Genomic DNA, 15236 nt, shown 5'->3' with positions numbered 1-15236 from the left:
GCTATGAGAGTCTTTAGGATAAATATACTAATTCTACTCCTAACGTTAGGAGTAGCAGTTTCAGGACAGGAGGATTCCCTCAGTGTGTATCTTGCAACTGCAGCCAAAAATAATCCGGAGGTCAGGGCAGCCTTTGCTGGCTACCAGGCTTCACTCAGAAGGGTCAATGCCGCAGGAGCACTGCCTGATCCCCAACTTGAGATAGGGTTCTTCCTGCAACCGATGGATATCATCGACGGACGTCAGATCGCCGATATTACGCTGATGCAGATGTTTCCCTGGTTTGGAGTCAATAAGGCTGCACGCACCGAGGCAATGCATATGTCCAGGATGGCTTTTCAGCAATTCAGGGAAGCAAGGAACAGAATATTTCTGCAAGTCTATACAAGTTGGTACAGGCTCTTTCAACTTAAAAGACAACTGTCCTTTCTGCAGGAAAGCAGGGATTACCTACACCAGTTGGAAAACCTTGCCCTTGCCGGACTCAGGTCCGATGAAGGGATGTCATCACCCGGCATGACAGATGTGCTGCGAATTCGTATCGAACTGGCAGAGGCAGAAAACAGCATAGAGAATACTGTTTCGGCCCTGAAAGCTGAAACGGCAAGGTTCAACGCATTGCTTAACCGTCCTGCTGATACCCGCTTGTTTATTCCCGACAGTATTAAAACTATGGAAATTGAAACCGAACTGCCTCTTTTGTTAGAAAAAGCTAAGGCAAATAGTCCAATGCTCGGAATGATAAGTGCGGAAGAGGATGGCATCAGGGCTAAAGCCCTGATGGATAAGCGTATGGGCTATCCCATGCTGGGTGTTGGTATTCAATATTCGGTAATTGGCAAAAGAACCGGGGTGCATGTACCTGTAGGCCATATGAACGGAGATGATATGATAATGCCAATGTTATCGGTCACATTGCCTATCTATCGCAATAAGTACAAGGCTCAGCAGGAAGCAAACGCCCACCTTCTGGAAGCAAGGAAAGAACAGTACCAGGCCACAATCAACAACCTGGAGTCTGAACTTTATATGGCCGGGCACGATCTTCAGGAAGCAGCCCGGATGATACGATTGCTTGATAAGCAGGAACAGCTGGCACTCAGCGCCTACCGCCTGATGCTTACTGACTATAGTTCGGGAGCAACCCAGCTTGGGCAGCTTCTGGAGATGCAAAGGGAGCTGTTGAACTTCAGGCTTCAAAAGGCCCAGGCAACAGCTGAATACAACATCAATGCAGCCCTTATAAAGAATCTGATATCCGATTTTGAGATTAATGAATAAAAGCCATTACCATGGAAAATATAAAGAAGTTATTCAGGAATAAATATATCACATACGGCCTTTTGATACTTGTCGGATTGATACTTGGCCGTATCTTGTTTAATGCACCTAAGGCCCATGAAGGGCATCAGCATGAGCACACGGAAGAAGCAACCGTTTGGACCTGTTCGATGCACCCCCAAATACGACAGGACAAACCCGGCAAGTGTCCACTCTGTGCTATGGACCTTATCCCCCTGGTGAGCAGTGGGGGATCTGCAGAAATAGATCCTGAGGCTATACAGCTTTCAGAGGAAGCTATTGCTCTAGCAGGTATTCAAACTTCAAGAGTGAGCCGTCAGCAAGCTGAAAAAGCACTTTACCTATACGGTGCTATAGCAGCTGACGAACGTAGCTCCAGATCACAGGTTGCCCATATCGGTGGCAGGATAGAGAAGCTGTTTGTTAGTTTTACCGGTGAAAGAATAAAGGAAGGGCAAGTGCTGGCTCTTATCTATTCACCTGAACTGCTAAGGGCTCAGCAGGAACTCTTAGAAGCTGTAAAGAGAGAGGCTGAGTTTCCCGAGCTGGCTGAGGCAGCAAGGGCAAAACTTAGCCTTTGGAAGCTTGACAAGAGCCAGATAGAAGCTATCGAAAGTGCCGGAAAAGCAAATCCCTACATTGAAATCAGGGCTGACTTCAACGGTATTGTAACCGGGAAGCATGTCAACCAGGGAGACTATGTTGACAAAGGGACCCCACTATTTACTGTTAGTGATCTCTCAAGTGTCTGGGCTTTGTTTGATGCATATCAGGGGGATCTGCCCTTCCTCAAAAATGGAGATAATGTGGAGTTCCAGACCCAGGCTCTGCCCGGCAAGACCTTCAGTGGAAAAATCTCCTTTATTGAACCGGTAGTTGATGGAAACACCCGGAGTTCAAAGGTCAGGGTAGATGTAAGCAATCAGGGAGGAGAACTAAAACCGGGAATGTACCTCAACGGAACAGTCCGGGCCAAAATGCAAAATAGTGAAGGTCACATCATTGTTCCTGCCTCAGCTGTACTGTGGACAGGCAAACGCTCAATAGTCTATGTAAAGCAGCAGGAAACTGAGACTCCGGCATTTATGCTGAGGGAGATAGAACTTGGTCCTTCCCTGGGAGATGCCTGGGTAGTTCTGTCAGGTATCAGTGAGGGAGAGGAAATAGCTACCAAGGGTGTATTCTCCATTGATGCAAGTGCTCAACTTGCAGGAAAGAGAAGTATGATGAATGTGAATATACCTGAAGCTCACGTTGGTCACTCAGCACATGATGGACATGCCGCACACTCTGATGTTCATTCAGGTCATGCTGCTACTTCGGAACACACATCATCTTCTGTAACTCATCATGATCATAAAGATCATGATGGAGAGCACACATCACATCACAATGCATCTCATTCCGATCCTAAAAATCGGACAAATACTTCAGACCACAGGCAGGACAATCAACATCTGGTTCTTAAGGTCTCAGGCAATTGTGGTATGTGTAAGGAAAATATTGAAACTGCCGCATCGGGAGTTGACGGTGTCAAATCAGCCGTGTGGGATATGGATACTAAAGAATTGCATCTGCAGCTTGATGTGCAGAAAACAGGACTTGAACAGGTGAGCAGGACAATAGCTGACGTAGGTTATGAAACCGAATTGCATCCTGCTGATATGGATGCATATAATGCACTTCCTGCCTGTTGCCAATACAAGAGTAATTAATGGGAAGGATTGGATTCAAATCCAACTAATAAAAATCCCATCCCTCAGACCAAGTTCTGAGGGATGGGATTTTTATATATTGACAATTCAGCAGCAATCATATTTAATTCCAGTTTTGTCGCCTTACTGGAATCTATCAAAAAACAATATAGATAATCCTGTCTTACTGACGGATATTTTTGTAATACTCCTCTATTACGACTTGAGCCTTTTCGACGTCACTGTCAGCTACAACAATCTTGACAGAGCCGGCTCCACCTCCTTCGGCGTACCATGGCGCCATAGTGCCGATAAACTCATCCTGCAAGAAGAACTCAATCTCATTGTCCTCAAGCAGAGTCTGGATAATCGCAACTTCCATTTGTGAACCTGAGAAGACAACAACCGGACGTGGTTCAGGATTCTTTTCCATGATATTTATGTTTTAGTCATAAAAGCATACGATTGACTACCTCCTCTATGGGATATAGAACAAGTTACAACTAAAAATCAGGTTAATTCTACCCTACATAAAAAGATTGAAAAAATAAACTGAAAGTATCAGATACAGGAACATCCCGACAATATCGTTGAGCGTCGTTATAAACGGTCCGGTGGCTACAGCAGGGTTAACCTTAAATTTGTTAAGCAGAAGTGGAAGGAAGGTCCCCAGCAGAGAGGCAAACAATACCACTGAGAACAATGCCGAAGTCACTGTAAAGGTGAGAGCATAGCTCGAACCAACAATCATATTGTAGATAAACGCTATAACCGATAAAGCTGACGCATTTAACAAGGCTATAGATACTTCCTTGCCAAGCTTGCGCCAGTTGGTTTCAAAACCCAGATTTCCGGAAGCGATAGACTGAACTATAATAGCGGATGACTGAATACCAACATTTCCTCCCATAGCGCCAATCAGGGGCATAAAGAAAGCCACTTCCGGAAACCTTGCTATATTGCCTTCAAAGGCACTGATTACACGTGAGCCAAGCAATCCTCCCATCATCCCAATCATCAACCATGGCACACGAACTCGGGTGTGGCGCCATACACTGTCAGAGATCTCGACGTCTCCCGTGATACCTGATGCCAATTGATAGTCCTTTTCAGCTTCTTCACGGATATAATCCACCACATCATCGATAGTGATACGTCCCAATAGCTTGCCATTATCATCAACCACAGGCAGTACAACGAGGTCGTACTTGCCCATAATATTGGCAACCTCTTCAGAATGGGTATTGGCATTGACTGAAATTACATCCGGATTATATAATTCACGCACACGATTTTCGGATGATGCAAGCAGCATCCTCTTCAGCGAAATGGTTCCCTTCAGTATATCCTTGTCATCAACAACATAAACAAAATAAACCTCATCTACTTCCTCAACCTGACGTCGCATGCTGCGAAGGCAAGTAATTATATTCCAGGACTCACGAACCTTGATAAGCTCCTTTGCCATTAGACTACCTGCAGTATCTTCCTCATAGCTAAGCAGGTCAGCAATGTCATCTGCTACCTCGGTGTCGTCGATAAATGAAAGTACCTCCTTCTGCCGCTCTTCATCCATCTCGGAGATTATGTCAGCAGCATCGTCGGTGTCAAGATTATCAATAAAACGGCGGGCAATTTCCTCACTTGGAAGGGACTTCAGAAAATTCTGCCTGTCATCCTCTTCGAGGTTTATCAACACCTCGGCGGCAGTGTCATCATCCAGAAGAAAATACAGAAACTTTGCCTCATCCACGCTGAGCTCTTCATAAATCTCAGCAATATCGGCAGGGTGCAGTTCCAGTAAAATTTCCGTCAATTGAGCAACATTGTTCTGCTCAATCAACTCTCGAATAAGATCGATCAACTCCCGGGTTAGTTCGAACTTTGCCATTTGCGGAAATTTTAATGGTTACACAAAATCAATCACTCACAGAGCGGATGCTCTTCAATCAGTTTGGTAAGTTCCTGAAAGGCCTCAACAGACATCTGTTCAGGACGCAAATCAAACACAGGTAAATGCATTATAGCACCATGGTCAAACTCTACATATTTCAAGCTATTACGCATGGTCTTCCTGCGATGCTGGAAAGCTGCCTTTACAACCTTTACAAACAATCTCTCATCGCAAGGCAACTTGTCAACCTCGTTGCGCACAAGCCTGATTACTCCTGATTTCACCTTTGGCGGGGGACTAAATACGTGCTCATCCACGGTCATCAGATATTCAATAGTATAGTATGACTGCAGCAGAACACTCAATATGCCGTACTCCTTGGAACCCGGACCGGATGCTATCCTGCGTCCAACCTCACGTTGTACCATGCCGACAACCTTGTCGACATGATTACGGTTATCAAATACTTTGAAAAAGATCTGACTAGAAATATTGTAAGGGAAGTTACCAATAATGGAAAATTTGTCAGGGAAGATCTTGTTGAAGTCAAACTTCAAAAAGTCCCCTTCTATAATCCTGTTACTTAATTGTGGGTAATGCTGGTGGAGATATTCGACTGATTCACTGTCTATCTCGACAAGATAGAGGTCGAGATCTTCGCGTTGCACCAAAAATTGTGTAAGAACTCCCATTCCCGGCCCCACCTCAACTACATGAGACGGAGGGATTGACAAACTTTCAGTTATCCGACGGGCAATGCCCAAATCTTCCAGAAAGTGCTGGCCCAGGAACTTCTTTGCTCTTACACGCCTCATCATCCATGGTTACGCCGTTTATATTAATTGCTCATAAAGGTGCTGCAAAGGTAAAACTATTTTCACAACAGTTGACCTTTGAACCACCCAATTCGGTTAATATACACAAAAAAAATATAGATTTAGAATCATTAAATAAGCAACTTTGCAGCATGAATACGGAGAGGCAAAAAAGAACTGCTATTATATTAAATCTTGTTGTATCTCTCGCAGCCGGCTTTTACATACTATATCGCCTGCTCAGGTTTAAAGACTGGAGCAGTTTCTTTGCCCTGCTTGATGGCAGACTGGGGCCTTTTCTCTGCCTTATAATTGTACAGCTTATACTTCTTGCAATAAACCTGGGACTTGAGACTGCTAAGTGGAGGCAACTTTCTGAAATGATAGTCATCCAGCCCTGGAAAAACACATTTTATCAGGTACTAAAAGGAATACAGAGCGGTATGGTCACGCCTGCCCGTGCAGGCGAGACTATCGCAAAAGGCGGTCTCCTGCCCCAGGGTCTCCGTACAGGGGGCGTTGTTCTGTCCGCTGCGGGAAGCATGATTCAAAACCTGGTATTAATCTGCGGGGGAATTACTGGTATTATTATAACACGTGTCGGCAAATATGCTGACAACCTATCAGATTTAAATGAAGCAATCCTGAAATACTCCCTGCTAGCAGTAGCAGCACTTGTAACTGGAGTATCAGTTGCTATACTGTTAGTAAACAGTTACAAACATCATCCACGCATCAACCTGATGTACACATATCTCAACTCATTGAAGAGCATTGAGAGACAAAGACTATTGGCAATAGTACTGTTTACTTCCACCCGCTATATTGTCTTCAATATACAATTATGGCTTTTGCTAGGATTTTTTGGAGTAACCGGGAGCATTACAGATTTCGGACTTGTGATGCTATACTTTGCTGCAATCAGCCTGCTGCCAACATTGGCAATTGCCGACCTTGGCATTAGGAGTTCGATGGCCCTGTTTATCTTCGGATTGCTCAGTTCCAATAGCCCAGCAATAATATGTCCGGTATTCCTGCTTTGGATTATCAACCTTGCCATTCCTGCACTGATGGCCTTAATTTTCAAGACACCCGAAGCCTCCTGCATAGCCCCGGAAAGCAGCCAGGTTAAGGGCTAATCTTGTGTTACATAGAATATTTAACTATCAGTGGCCAAAACCTATGTATTGCTATGTACCTTTTAAAACAAATTCCTATCTTTGTGTATTATACTTCTTAAGCTGGAGTTATTGATTTTTTCATGGACAAGAAAAAGGTAAAGCTAAATATACTCGGCTTATCCTACTCACAGACACAGTCGGGGGCTTATGCGCTCGTGCTTGCCGAAGAGGAGGGTGATCGCCGTATCCCAATTATTATAGGAGGTGTAGAAGCACAATCAATAGCTATAAAGCTGGAGGGGCTTGAACCACCCCGACCCCTTACCCATGATCTCTTCCTAAACTTTGCCCGGGCTTTTGATGTAGAGCTCACTGAGGTGTTAATCTATAAGCTTGAGGAAGGCATCTTCTACTCAGAGCTTGTATGTACAAGAAGCAGTGAAGTTATCAGGATAGACTCCCGTACTTCAGATGCTGTTGCGCTTGCCCTTCGTTTCAACTGCCCAATTTATACCTACGAGGAAATCCTTGCCAAAGCCGGTATCGTCCTTGACTTTGGAGATACAAAAGAATCTTCAGGCACTTCTTCACCAACCTCTACTCCCTCCCCCAGATCGAGGTCTTCTTCCCAGTCAGACAACAATCCACTTGCATCCAAGACTCTTGCAGAGTTGCAAGCAATGCTCGACCAGGCCGTGGAAGCCGAGAATTATGAACGGGCCTCGGAAATACGGGATGAAATCAAACGTCGCTCAAAGTAATATATGAAACGAATTGCAATGCTTCTTGCCTTCATGACCCTGTGTGGGATTCTGTCGGCACAGAGTGATACTGTTGTTGAATCAACGGGACTAACTATTATGGGTGTTCTTCGCGGGATGCTTGGGATGCTTGTTATCATCGGAATCGCATGGCTGATAAGCAGCAACCGCAAAGCAGTCAAGTGGAGTATGGTGGCCAAGGGACTTGGATTGCAGCTGGTCCTTGCCCTCTGTATCCTTCACATTCCATTTATTCAGACAGTGTTTGAATATGTGGGAAGAGCCTTCGTTAAAGTTCTCAGTTTTACTGAGGCTGGTACAGAATTCCTCTTCAGTAGCATGGATACCGGTGTGATTGAATCACCTCTTGTCAACTTTGCAATAACAATTCTCCCAACTATCATTTTCTTTTCTGCCCTTACCAGTGTGCTATTCTACTTTGGAATAATCCAGAAAGTAGTTTCAATCTTAGCCAAGGGTATGACTAAACTGATGGGTTTGTCGGGTGCAGAAAGTCTTGCAGTTGCAGGTAACATCTTTGTTGGTCAGACAGAGTCCCCCCTTATGATCAAGGCCTATCTCGACAAGATGAACCGTTCTGAAATAATGCTAGTAATGGCTGCTGGAATGGCTACACTGGCAGGTGGAGTGCTTGCTGTTTATATTAAGGTGCTTGGAGGTGGTGACCCGGTTCAGGAGATCCTTTATGCAAAACACCTTCTTGCTGCATCACTGATGGCAGCTCCAGGTGTTGTGGTAGTATCCAAGATAATTGTGCCACAGACCGAACCTATTGAACAGAACGCTGAAGTTGGACGTGAAAGGATAGGAAAGAATGCTCTGGATGCCATCTCTAATGGAACAACAGAAGGGATAAGACTTGCTGTAAATGTAGCTGGTATGCTTTTGGTTTTCATTGCCTTTATTGCAATGTTCAACTTTATCTGTATGAAGGTAGGTGCATGGACTGGTCTGAATGAAATCATAGCCAACTCAACCAATGGTAACTACACTGAACTTTCCCTACAGTTTATGCTGGGCTATCTATTTGCACCGCTGGTGTGGCTTATTGGTGTCGCTGGACCAGATATTGACCTTGTTGGTCGTGTGATAGGAGAGAAACTCATAATGACAGAATTTATCGGATATGTTAGCCTGGGTGACCTAAAAGCTTCCGGAGCCTTTATGCACCAGAAATCAATAATTATGGCTACCTATGCACTTAGCGGCTTCGCCAATGTCGCCTCTATAGGCATCCAGCTCGGTGGTATCGGCTCCCTTGCTCCCGGCAAAAGGGTCTTGCTGTCCCAACTCGGATTCAGAGCCCTGGTTGCAGGCGCACTGGCATCACTACTCTCTGCAACAATTATAGGAATGATACTCGGTTAATGTGTTAAATACAACTGCGTACTCAACAGAGTGCGCAGACAAAAAAAAAGACCGGTCAGGACATCCTGCCGGTCTTTTATATTTTATGATTCTTATTTCTTAAAGGATAGCATCCAGTTTTGATGCCAGAACAGACTTGGGTACTGCACCAACCTGCTTGTCAACAATTTGTCCGTTCTTGAAGAACAAAAGTGTTGGAATGTTGCGGATTCCAAACTTAACAGATGTGTCAGGGTTGCTGTCAACATCCATCTTGGCAACAACAGCCTTATCTTTGTATTCTTCAGAAAGTTCAGCAACAATAGGGGCAACCATACGACACGGTCCACACCATTCAGCCCAAAAATCTACAACTACCGGCTTGTCTGATTTCAATACCAGTTCGTCAAAATTAGCATCAGTTACTTCTATAGCCATGATTCTTTATGATTAAATAATTATAAACTCAATGATTTAATTCGGTAATACCTAAACGTTTTCAGGTTGCATATGTTCAAAGATAAACAATTACACTATGTTAAACTAGTTTAATGCTATAGATATTTCCTCCCAGTTATCGAAGAAATCTATAAGCTCCCTGGACAGATTGACCATTACTGAGCGGGATAAAAGTTGAACAGACTGCCTCTCGTTGGTTTCATCATAAATATGGAAGCGAAGAGTGATCTTGCCTCTGTTCTCCATTGTCACAAATGCAAGCTCGTTTACTATCTCATCGTTGAGACTCTGTAAAGGAATTCGAAGTGTGATGCTGTTAACCATGCTGTCAAGAACATCAGACAGTAGAGATATCTTGGATACCTTGATTTCCCACTCGTCCGGTTTGAATCTCTTTGGCACTACTTTGCCACGGATCAATACAAACTTGGCATTACTAATTATGCCTATGAAGTTGACAAAGTCCTGCCCAAAAAAGGCAAACTCATAGGAGCCATTATAGTCTTCAACGGTGGCTATAGCAAACTCATTTCCTTTTTTAGTAAGACCCTTCCTCACCCCTGTAATCATACCTCCCACGACAAACTCCCTGTTCTTGATATTCTCAGGGTTGTTGAGGGCTGCTACACTAAGGTTACAGAAATGCTTAAGCTCCAGACGATAGTCGTCAAGTGGGTGTGCTGAAAGATATATACCTAACAGGTCTTTCTCCTTCTCAAGCTTTTCTAGGGTCGTATACTCCCTGCAATCTGGGATTTCAGGCTTCTTGATTGAGATTAATGCGTTTTCAGCTCCAAAAAGGGAACTTGCCATTGTAGCCTTGTCTACCTGGAAGCGGTTACCATACCTTAACAGACGTTCAATAAAGGTTCCTTCTTCGCCCTGGATAGGGGCGAAGAACTGCGCTCTGTGAAGATTTCCAAGGCTGTCGAAAGCTCCTGCATTAGCAAGTGCTTCAACAGCTTTCTTGTTAATAACCTGTAGATTGACCCTCTCAAAAAAGTCATATACATCCTTGAAGGGGCCTCTCTTTTCGCGTTCCTTAATGATTTCCTCAACGACTCCTTCTCCTACTCCCTTGATGGCTGCCATACCAAAACGCAAGGCCCCGTCCTTGTTTACCGTAAACTTGATATAGCTCTCATTGATATCCGGACCAAGCAGTTTGATGCCCATACGTCGACACTCGTCCATAAAGGTCGAGATCTTGCCTATATCACTCAGGTTACGGCTTAGCACACCAGCCATAAACTCAGCAGGATAGTTTGCCTTAAGATAACCGGTCTGATATGCCAGTTTCGCATAACAAACGGAATGCGACTTGTTGAAAGCATAGCTTGCAAAAGCCTCCCAGTCCTTCCATATCTTGTCAATAACATCCTGTGGCTTCTTGTCCATCTCCTGACAGCCCTTCATAAACTCAGGGTTGTTCTTACAGCCTTCATCAAACTTGGCCTTAAGTTTAGCCATCACCTCGGCCATCTTCTTACCCATTGCCTTACGCAGGGTATCAGACTCACCACGGGTGAAACCCCCAAGTTTACGCGACAAAAGCATCACCTGCTCCTGAAACACAGTGATACCGTAAGTATCCTTTAGATATTCCTCCATCAAAGGATGGTCGTAGTGGACCTGCTCTCGTCCAAGCTTACGGGAGATATAGTCGGGGATATATTCCATCGGACCCGGACGGTATAACGCGTTCATCGCAACAAGGTCCTCAAAGCGGTTGGGCTCAAGCTCGCGCAGATACTTCTTCATACCTGCGGATTCAAACTGGAAGATCGCAGTTGTCAATCCCTTTCCAAAAAGCTCAAAGGTCTTGATATCGTCGGATGGAATCGCTTCTATATCTATGTCAATACCCTTGGACTGCTTGATAGCTTCAAGTGCTTCTTTAATAATTGACAGAGTCTTAAGTCCCAGGAAATCCATCTTAAGAAGACCAATAGATTCAACAAGAGTCCCTTCATACTGTGTAACCAGAAGATTAGCTTCCTTGGCCTGCATCAGTGGTATATTCTCTACCAGGGGATCGCGGCCAATGAGGACACCACAGGCATGGACTCCTGTCTGACGTATAGATCCTTCCAGGTCACATGCCAGCTCAAGCGTTTTAAGCAAGGCCTGATTATTTTCCATGCGCCCACGCTCTATTTCCTGGGCAAAAATCTTTTGAACCTCATACTTAAGTATGTCCTTCTCCCTATCTTCCTTGCGGGCCTCCTGTAATTTGCGATCAATCTCATCCATCGCTGCTTCCAGGGAGCCTTTTGCCATCTCAAGTTTCAGCACCTCTTTGTATGCCCCGCTAAGTTTGGTATTGGGCTTTTCAGGTATCAGCTTGGCTATCCTGTCAGTCTCGGCCAACGGAAGCCTTAAGACCCGGCCCACATCCTTAATAGCTGATCTGGCTGCCATGGTACCCAAAGTACAAATATGTGCTACCTTATCCCTGCCATATTTATTGGCAACCCAATCTAACACCATTGCCCTTCCGTCATCGTCGAAATCAATATCAACATCAGGCATGGAAATACGGTCGGGATTGAGAAATCGCTCAAACAGCAGATCATGCTTGATCGGGTCAACAGTTGTAATGCCCACGCAGTAAGCAACCGCGGATCCTGCCGCGGATCCGCGACCCGGACCTACAAGAACTCCCATTTTGCGGGCAGCATTTATAAAGTCCTGTACTATAAGGAAGTAACCCGGAAAACCCATCATCTTAATGGTTAACAGCTCGAAGTCTATTCGTTCTTTTACCTCATCAGGCACCGGGTCTCCATACAGGCGCTTTGCCCCGGTATAGCACAAATGCTCAAGATAGTCAGCCTCAAACTTAACCCTTAGAATATGCTCATAATCACCGCTTAGCTTGTCATATCTTTCTGCACCAAATTCATTCTTAAGATCATCTACTGAGTATTTCTCCCTGTATTGCTCAATGGTACCATAATCCTCCGGGATTGGAAACACTGGCATAATAGGTGGAGAGTCGAGTGAGTAGTCTTCAACCTTATCAGCAATCTCCTGAGTGTTGAGCAAGGCTTCAGGGACATCAGCAAAGAGCTTATTCATCTCCTCGGTAGTCTTAAACCACTCATGCCTTGTATAACGCATCCGGTTGGGATCATCAAGATCCTTTCCTGTATTTAGGCAGATCATTATATCGTGTGCCTCAGCCATTTCAGCATCCGAGAAGTGAACATCATTGGCTGCAATCACTTTCACTCCAAGCTCCTTGGAAAACTTGAGGAGCTGCTCATTGACCATCACCTGAACATCATAGACCTGACTCCTGAGAACGGGATCCTCGGCTGGGTGGCGCTGAAGTTCAAGATAGTAATCATCACCAAAGACACTCTTGAACCACAGTATAGCCTCACGAGCCTCATCCAGCCTTCCGTGGATAATCTTCTGCGGTACTTCCCCTCCAAGACAGGCAGAGGTAACCATAAGTCCCTCATGGTGTTTGAGCAACAGATCCTTGTCAATACGGGGACGATAGAACATACCATCGATAGAGGCCTTTGATATCAGTTTTATCAGGTTCTTATAGCCCTGCTTGTTCTTAGCAAGAAGGATAAGATGTCGTCCCGACCTGTCAACTTTCTCCAACTTGATCTCATGGCTTCTCTCTGCAACATAGGCTTCAACCCCAATAATGGGTTTGACCCCCTTCTTCTTACAGGTGTCATAAAACTCCTTAATACCCAACATGGTTCCATGATCTGTCAAAGCCACAGCTTTCATTCCGTCTGCCGCTGCCTTGGATACAATGGCTGAAACACTGGCCTGACCATCCAGAACCGAATACTGTGAGTGAACGTGTAAGTGTGTAAAAGGAATTAATGACATGATATTTAAGTATTTATGTTTTGTGGCATGTTCTTACAAAAATAGGAAATTGACCCGAGGCTTAACAGCTAATTCTGAAAAAAGGTTCTGACTAAATCCCGGACGCCTGAGCGCCCGGGATTTACATTTTTAAATAATTTTTGATTGTTATATGTAAATATTTGTTTATCTTTGTTTGCGAAAGGCAGATACAAGGAGTCAAAGTATTGTTACCTTTCCCTTAAAATCAGCACAAATCTGTAAAGCGGCTAACTCAAATTTGAGGCAGCCGTTTTTTTTTACAAGCTCAGAATAACTCCCAGAGAAGGAAAAACCCACGTCTACCGAACAAATTCTCAGGGTTAATTGCTCTAGTTGCTAAAACCTTACACACAAAATCCAGTGCTATGAAGATCGAACTCAATCCCGGGGTGGACAAGTACCTTATGGACGGTTGTATGCGCTGCAAATACGGTGGCACCCCTCAATGCAAGGTAAATACATGGAGAGAAGAACTTGAGAATCTACGACAGATAGCTCTTGAATCAGGACTTAAGGAAGAGGTAAAGTGGGGTATCCCAGTCTATACCCATAAGGGAAAAAACATTCTTTCAGTAAGTGCACTCAAGAACCACGCCCTTATGGGTTTTTTCAAAGGTGTCCTGTTGACGGATTCTGAGAAAATTCTTGAAAAGCAGGCAAATATTCTGGAAGCAAGAGTGTTGAAGTTCACCAACGTAAGCGATATAGAAGCAAAAAGTGAAGTCATTGCTGCCTATATAAAGGAAGCTGTTAAAATAGAGGAAAGTGGCAGAAAGGTTGAAATTGTGCGGGAAGAAATACCCCTACCCGAAGAACTTGAAGAGGCCTTTGCTGAAGACCCGGATTTCAGAAAGGCCTTTTACCAGCTCACTCCCGGCCGCCAGCGTGCCTACCTTATCCACTTTGGACAGAGCAAGGTGAAAAAGACCCGCCTTGCAAGAATTGAGAAATACAAGCAGCAGATCTTTGACGGGATAGGTCTTTACGACCACTATAGCAAGCGATAAGGAACAATTGCGATCACAACATCAGCAATGCATTACTACTCGCAGCTATCCCTGCAAGGGATAGTTACAGGTAGTATATTGCCGACTTTTTTGAGAGCCTATTTCGGTATTATCAAAAATCTTTTAACTTTGCAGCGCGAAAAATCGGGTTGTTAGCTCAGTTGGTTTAGAGCATTACCTTGACAGGGTAGGGGTCACTGGTTCGAATCCAGTACAACCCACAAAAAGGAGGCTGTCGGTCACGACAGTCTCCTTTTTTTCAAAATAATTCTATCAATCGCAATAAACATAAGTAGTGTGACGTTAGACCCTAAAACATCAACCCTAATATAATTGGCAATATGAGAGTTGTAACATTAGCTATACTAGCACTGATCTACCTTTCTTTTCCTATTTCGGCACAAAAAACTTATGATAATAATGCCAGCATTGAACAGCAATTTGAATTTGTTGAGGAAGAAGGTTCCAGGTGGCAGAATTATGTAATGATTATTGACAGGTCTTTCAACCAACTCAAGGGCAATGTACTGAAGACAATTAAGGATAAGGATGCAACAATTTCAAGGCTCGAGACCACTATAGTAAGCAAAGATTCCCTTATCTCATCTCTTGAAAAAACACTTGCAGATACTGACAAGGAGTTGCAAACGACCCTGGCTGAGAAAAACTCATTCTCCTTTATGGGTATGGCGATGTCTAAAAACTTATTCCTGAGCATAGTAATCTTTGCCTTTATAGTCCTTCTGGCAATAATTGGATTCACCACTATACTGATTCAACGCAACCTAAGCACTATCGCAAAGACAAGGAAGGAGCTTGAAACCACAAAAGCAGAATTTGAAGATCATCGTCAGCGGTCGCGGCAAAAATATGAGACTCTCGTCATCCAGCATCATAAGGAAATCCAGAAGCTCAAAGGCCTTTAGCACGACC

Annotated in this window: 12 protein-coding genes and 1 tRNA gene; 8 read left to right on the top strand and 5 right to left on the bottom strand. The window is 44.3% G+C overall.

The annotated features are described in order from the left end of the window. The first annotated feature begins 3 nt into the window (after nt 1-3). Both M9189_RS00865 and M9189_RS00860 read left to right on the top strand, forming a co-directional pair. Nucleotides 4-1281 carry a TolC family protein gene (locus M9189_RS00865; protein ID WP_250724020.1) on the top strand — a complete coding sequence of 426 codons (1278 nt, stop codon included), beginning with the start codon at nt 4-6 and terminating at the stop codon, nt 1279-1281. A gap of 11 nt (nt 1282-1292) precedes the next feature. Beyond that, nucleotides 1293-3017, top strand: a complete 1725-nt coding sequence (locus M9189_RS00860; protein WP_250724019.1) for an efflux RND transporter periplasmic adaptor subunit — start codon at nt 1293-1295, stop codon at nt 3015-3017. A gap of 163 nt (nt 3018-3180) precedes the next feature. Here M9189_RS00860 and M9189_RS00855 read toward each other — a convergent pair whose 3' ends face one another. The 3 genes from M9189_RS00855 to rsmA form a co-directional block, all read right to left on the bottom strand. Beyond that, nucleotides 3181-3429, bottom strand: a complete 249-nt coding sequence (locus M9189_RS00855; RefSeq protein ID WP_250724018.1) for a putative signal transducing protein — start codon at nt 3427-3429, stop codon at nt 3181-3183. Nucleotides 3430-3522: 93 nt separating this feature from the next. Further along, nucleotides 3523-4887, bottom strand: a complete 1365-nt coding sequence (mgtE, locus tag M9189_RS00850) for a magnesium transporter (protein WP_250724017.1) — start codon at nt 4885-4887, stop codon at nt 3523-3525. Between the two features lie 32 nt (nt 4888-4919). After that, on the bottom strand, nt 4920-5708 hold the full coding sequence (rsmA, locus tag M9189_RS00845) for a 16S rRNA (adenine(1518)-N(6)/adenine(1519)-N(6))-dimethyltransferase RsmA (protein ID WP_250724016.1): 789 nt from the start codon (nt 5706-5708) through the stop codon (nt 4920-4922). A gap of 149 nt (nt 5709-5857) precedes the next feature. Between rsmA and M9189_RS00840 the strand changes: the two genes are divergently transcribed. The 3 genes from M9189_RS00840 to M9189_RS00830 all read left to right on the top strand — a co-directional run bounded on the left by M9189_RS00840 (nt 5858) and on the right by M9189_RS00830 (nt 8976). Further along, nucleotides 5858-6844 carry a flippase-like domain-containing protein gene (locus M9189_RS00840; protein ID WP_250724015.1) on the top strand — a complete coding sequence of 329 codons (987 nt, stop codon included), beginning with the start codon at nt 5858-5860 and terminating at the stop codon, nt 6842-6844. Nucleotides 6845-7041: 197 nt separating this feature from the next. Continuing rightward, complete coding sequence (locus M9189_RS00835) at nt 7042-7587, top strand: bifunctional nuclease family protein (RefSeq protein WP_250724014.1); 546 nt, start codon at nt 7042-7044, stop codon at nt 7585-7587. A gap of 3 nt (nt 7588-7590) precedes the next feature. Continuing rightward, complete coding sequence (locus M9189_RS00830) at nt 7591-8976, top strand: NupC/NupG family nucleoside CNT transporter (protein WP_250724013.1); 1386 nt, start codon at nt 7591-7593, stop codon at nt 8974-8976. A 99-nt stretch (nt 8977-9075) separates the two neighbouring features. Here M9189_RS00830 and trxA read toward each other — a convergent pair whose 3' ends face one another. Together trxA and dnaE are read right to left on the bottom strand one after the other, a co-directional pair. Next, nucleotides 9076-9393 carry a thioredoxin gene (trxA, locus tag M9189_RS00825; RefSeq protein WP_250724012.1) on the bottom strand — a complete coding sequence of 106 codons (318 nt, stop codon included), beginning with the start codon at nt 9391-9393 and terminating at the stop codon, nt 9076-9078. A 105-nt stretch (nt 9394-9498) separates the two neighbouring features. Further along, the gene (gene dnaE / locus M9189_RS00820) at nt 9499-13275 is read right to left on the bottom strand and encodes a DNA polymerase III subunit alpha (protein ID WP_250724011.1); all 3777 of its coding nucleotides are present in this window, start codon (nt 13273-13275) and stop codon (nt 9499-9501) included. A 386-nt stretch (nt 13276-13661) separates the two neighbouring features. Here dnaE and M9189_RS00815 point away from each other — a divergent pair, with 386 nt between their 5' ends. From M9189_RS00815 to M9189_RS00805, 3 genes are all read left to right on the top strand, one after another. Beyond that, nucleotides 13662-14303: a YdeI/OmpD-associated family protein gene (locus M9189_RS00815; RefSeq protein ID WP_250724010.1), complete on the top strand. Its 642-nt coding sequence runs from the start codon at nt 13662-13664 to the stop codon at nt 14301-14303. A gap of 146 nt (nt 14304-14449) precedes the next feature. Further along, a tRNA-Val gene (locus M9189_RS00810) sits at nt 14450-14524 on the top strand. Nucleotides 14525-14644: 120 nt separating this feature from the next. Beyond that, nucleotides 14645-15229 (top strand): hypothetical protein, encoded by a 585-nt coding sequence (locus M9189_RS00805; RefSeq protein ID WP_250724009.1) that lies wholly within the window; start codon nt 14645-14647, stop codon nt 15227-15229. The last annotated feature ends 7 nt before the right edge of the window (nt 15230-15236 follow it).

Source organism: Xiashengella succiniciproducens (assembly GCF_023674465.1).
Classification (GTDB): domain Bacteria; phylum Bacteroidota; class Bacteroidia; order Bacteroidales; family Marinilabiliaceae; genus Geofilum; species Geofilum succiniciproducens.
This window is presented reverse-complemented; position numbering and strand designations above follow the sequence as displayed.

Coding starts and splice junctions, on each gene's coding strand:
- M9189_RS00865 (WP_250724020.1), top strand. CDS start 4: ATGAGAGTCTTTAGGATAAATATACTAATTCTACTCCTAACGTTAGGA.
- M9189_RS00860 (WP_250724019.1), top strand. CDS start 1,293: ATGGAAAATATAAAGAAGTTATTCAGGAATAAATATATCACATACGGC.
- M9189_RS00855 (WP_250724018.1), bottom strand. CDS start 3,429: ATGGAAAAGAATCCTGAACCACGTCCGGTTGTTGTCTTCTCAGGTTCA.
- mgtE (WP_250724017.1), bottom strand. CDS start 4,887: ATGGCAAAGTTCGAACTAACCCGGGAGTTGATCGATCTTATTCGAGAG.
- rsmA (WP_250724016.1), bottom strand. CDS start 5,708: ATGATGAGGCGTGTAAGAGCAAAGAAGTTCCTGGGCCAGCACTTTCTG.
- M9189_RS00840 (WP_250724015.1), top strand. CDS start 5,858: ATGAATACGGAGAGGCAAAAAAGAACTGCTATTATATTAAATCTTGTT.
- M9189_RS00830 (WP_250724013.1), top strand. CDS start 7,591: ATGAAACGAATTGCAATGCTTCTTGCCTTCATGACCCTGTGTGGGATT.
- trxA (WP_250724012.1), bottom strand. CDS start 9,393: ATGGCTATAGAAGTAACTGATGCTAATTTTGACGAACTGGTATTGAAA.
- dnaE (WP_250724011.1), bottom strand. CDS start 13,275: ATGTCATTAATTCCTTTTACACACTTACACGTTCACTCACAGTATTCG.
- M9189_RS00815 (WP_250724010.1), top strand. CDS start 13,662: ATGAAGATCGAACTCAATCCCGGGGTGGACAAGTACCTTATGGACGGT.
- M9189_RS00805 (WP_250724009.1), top strand. CDS start 14,645: ATGAGAGTTGTAACATTAGCTATACTAGCACTGATCTACCTTTCTTTT.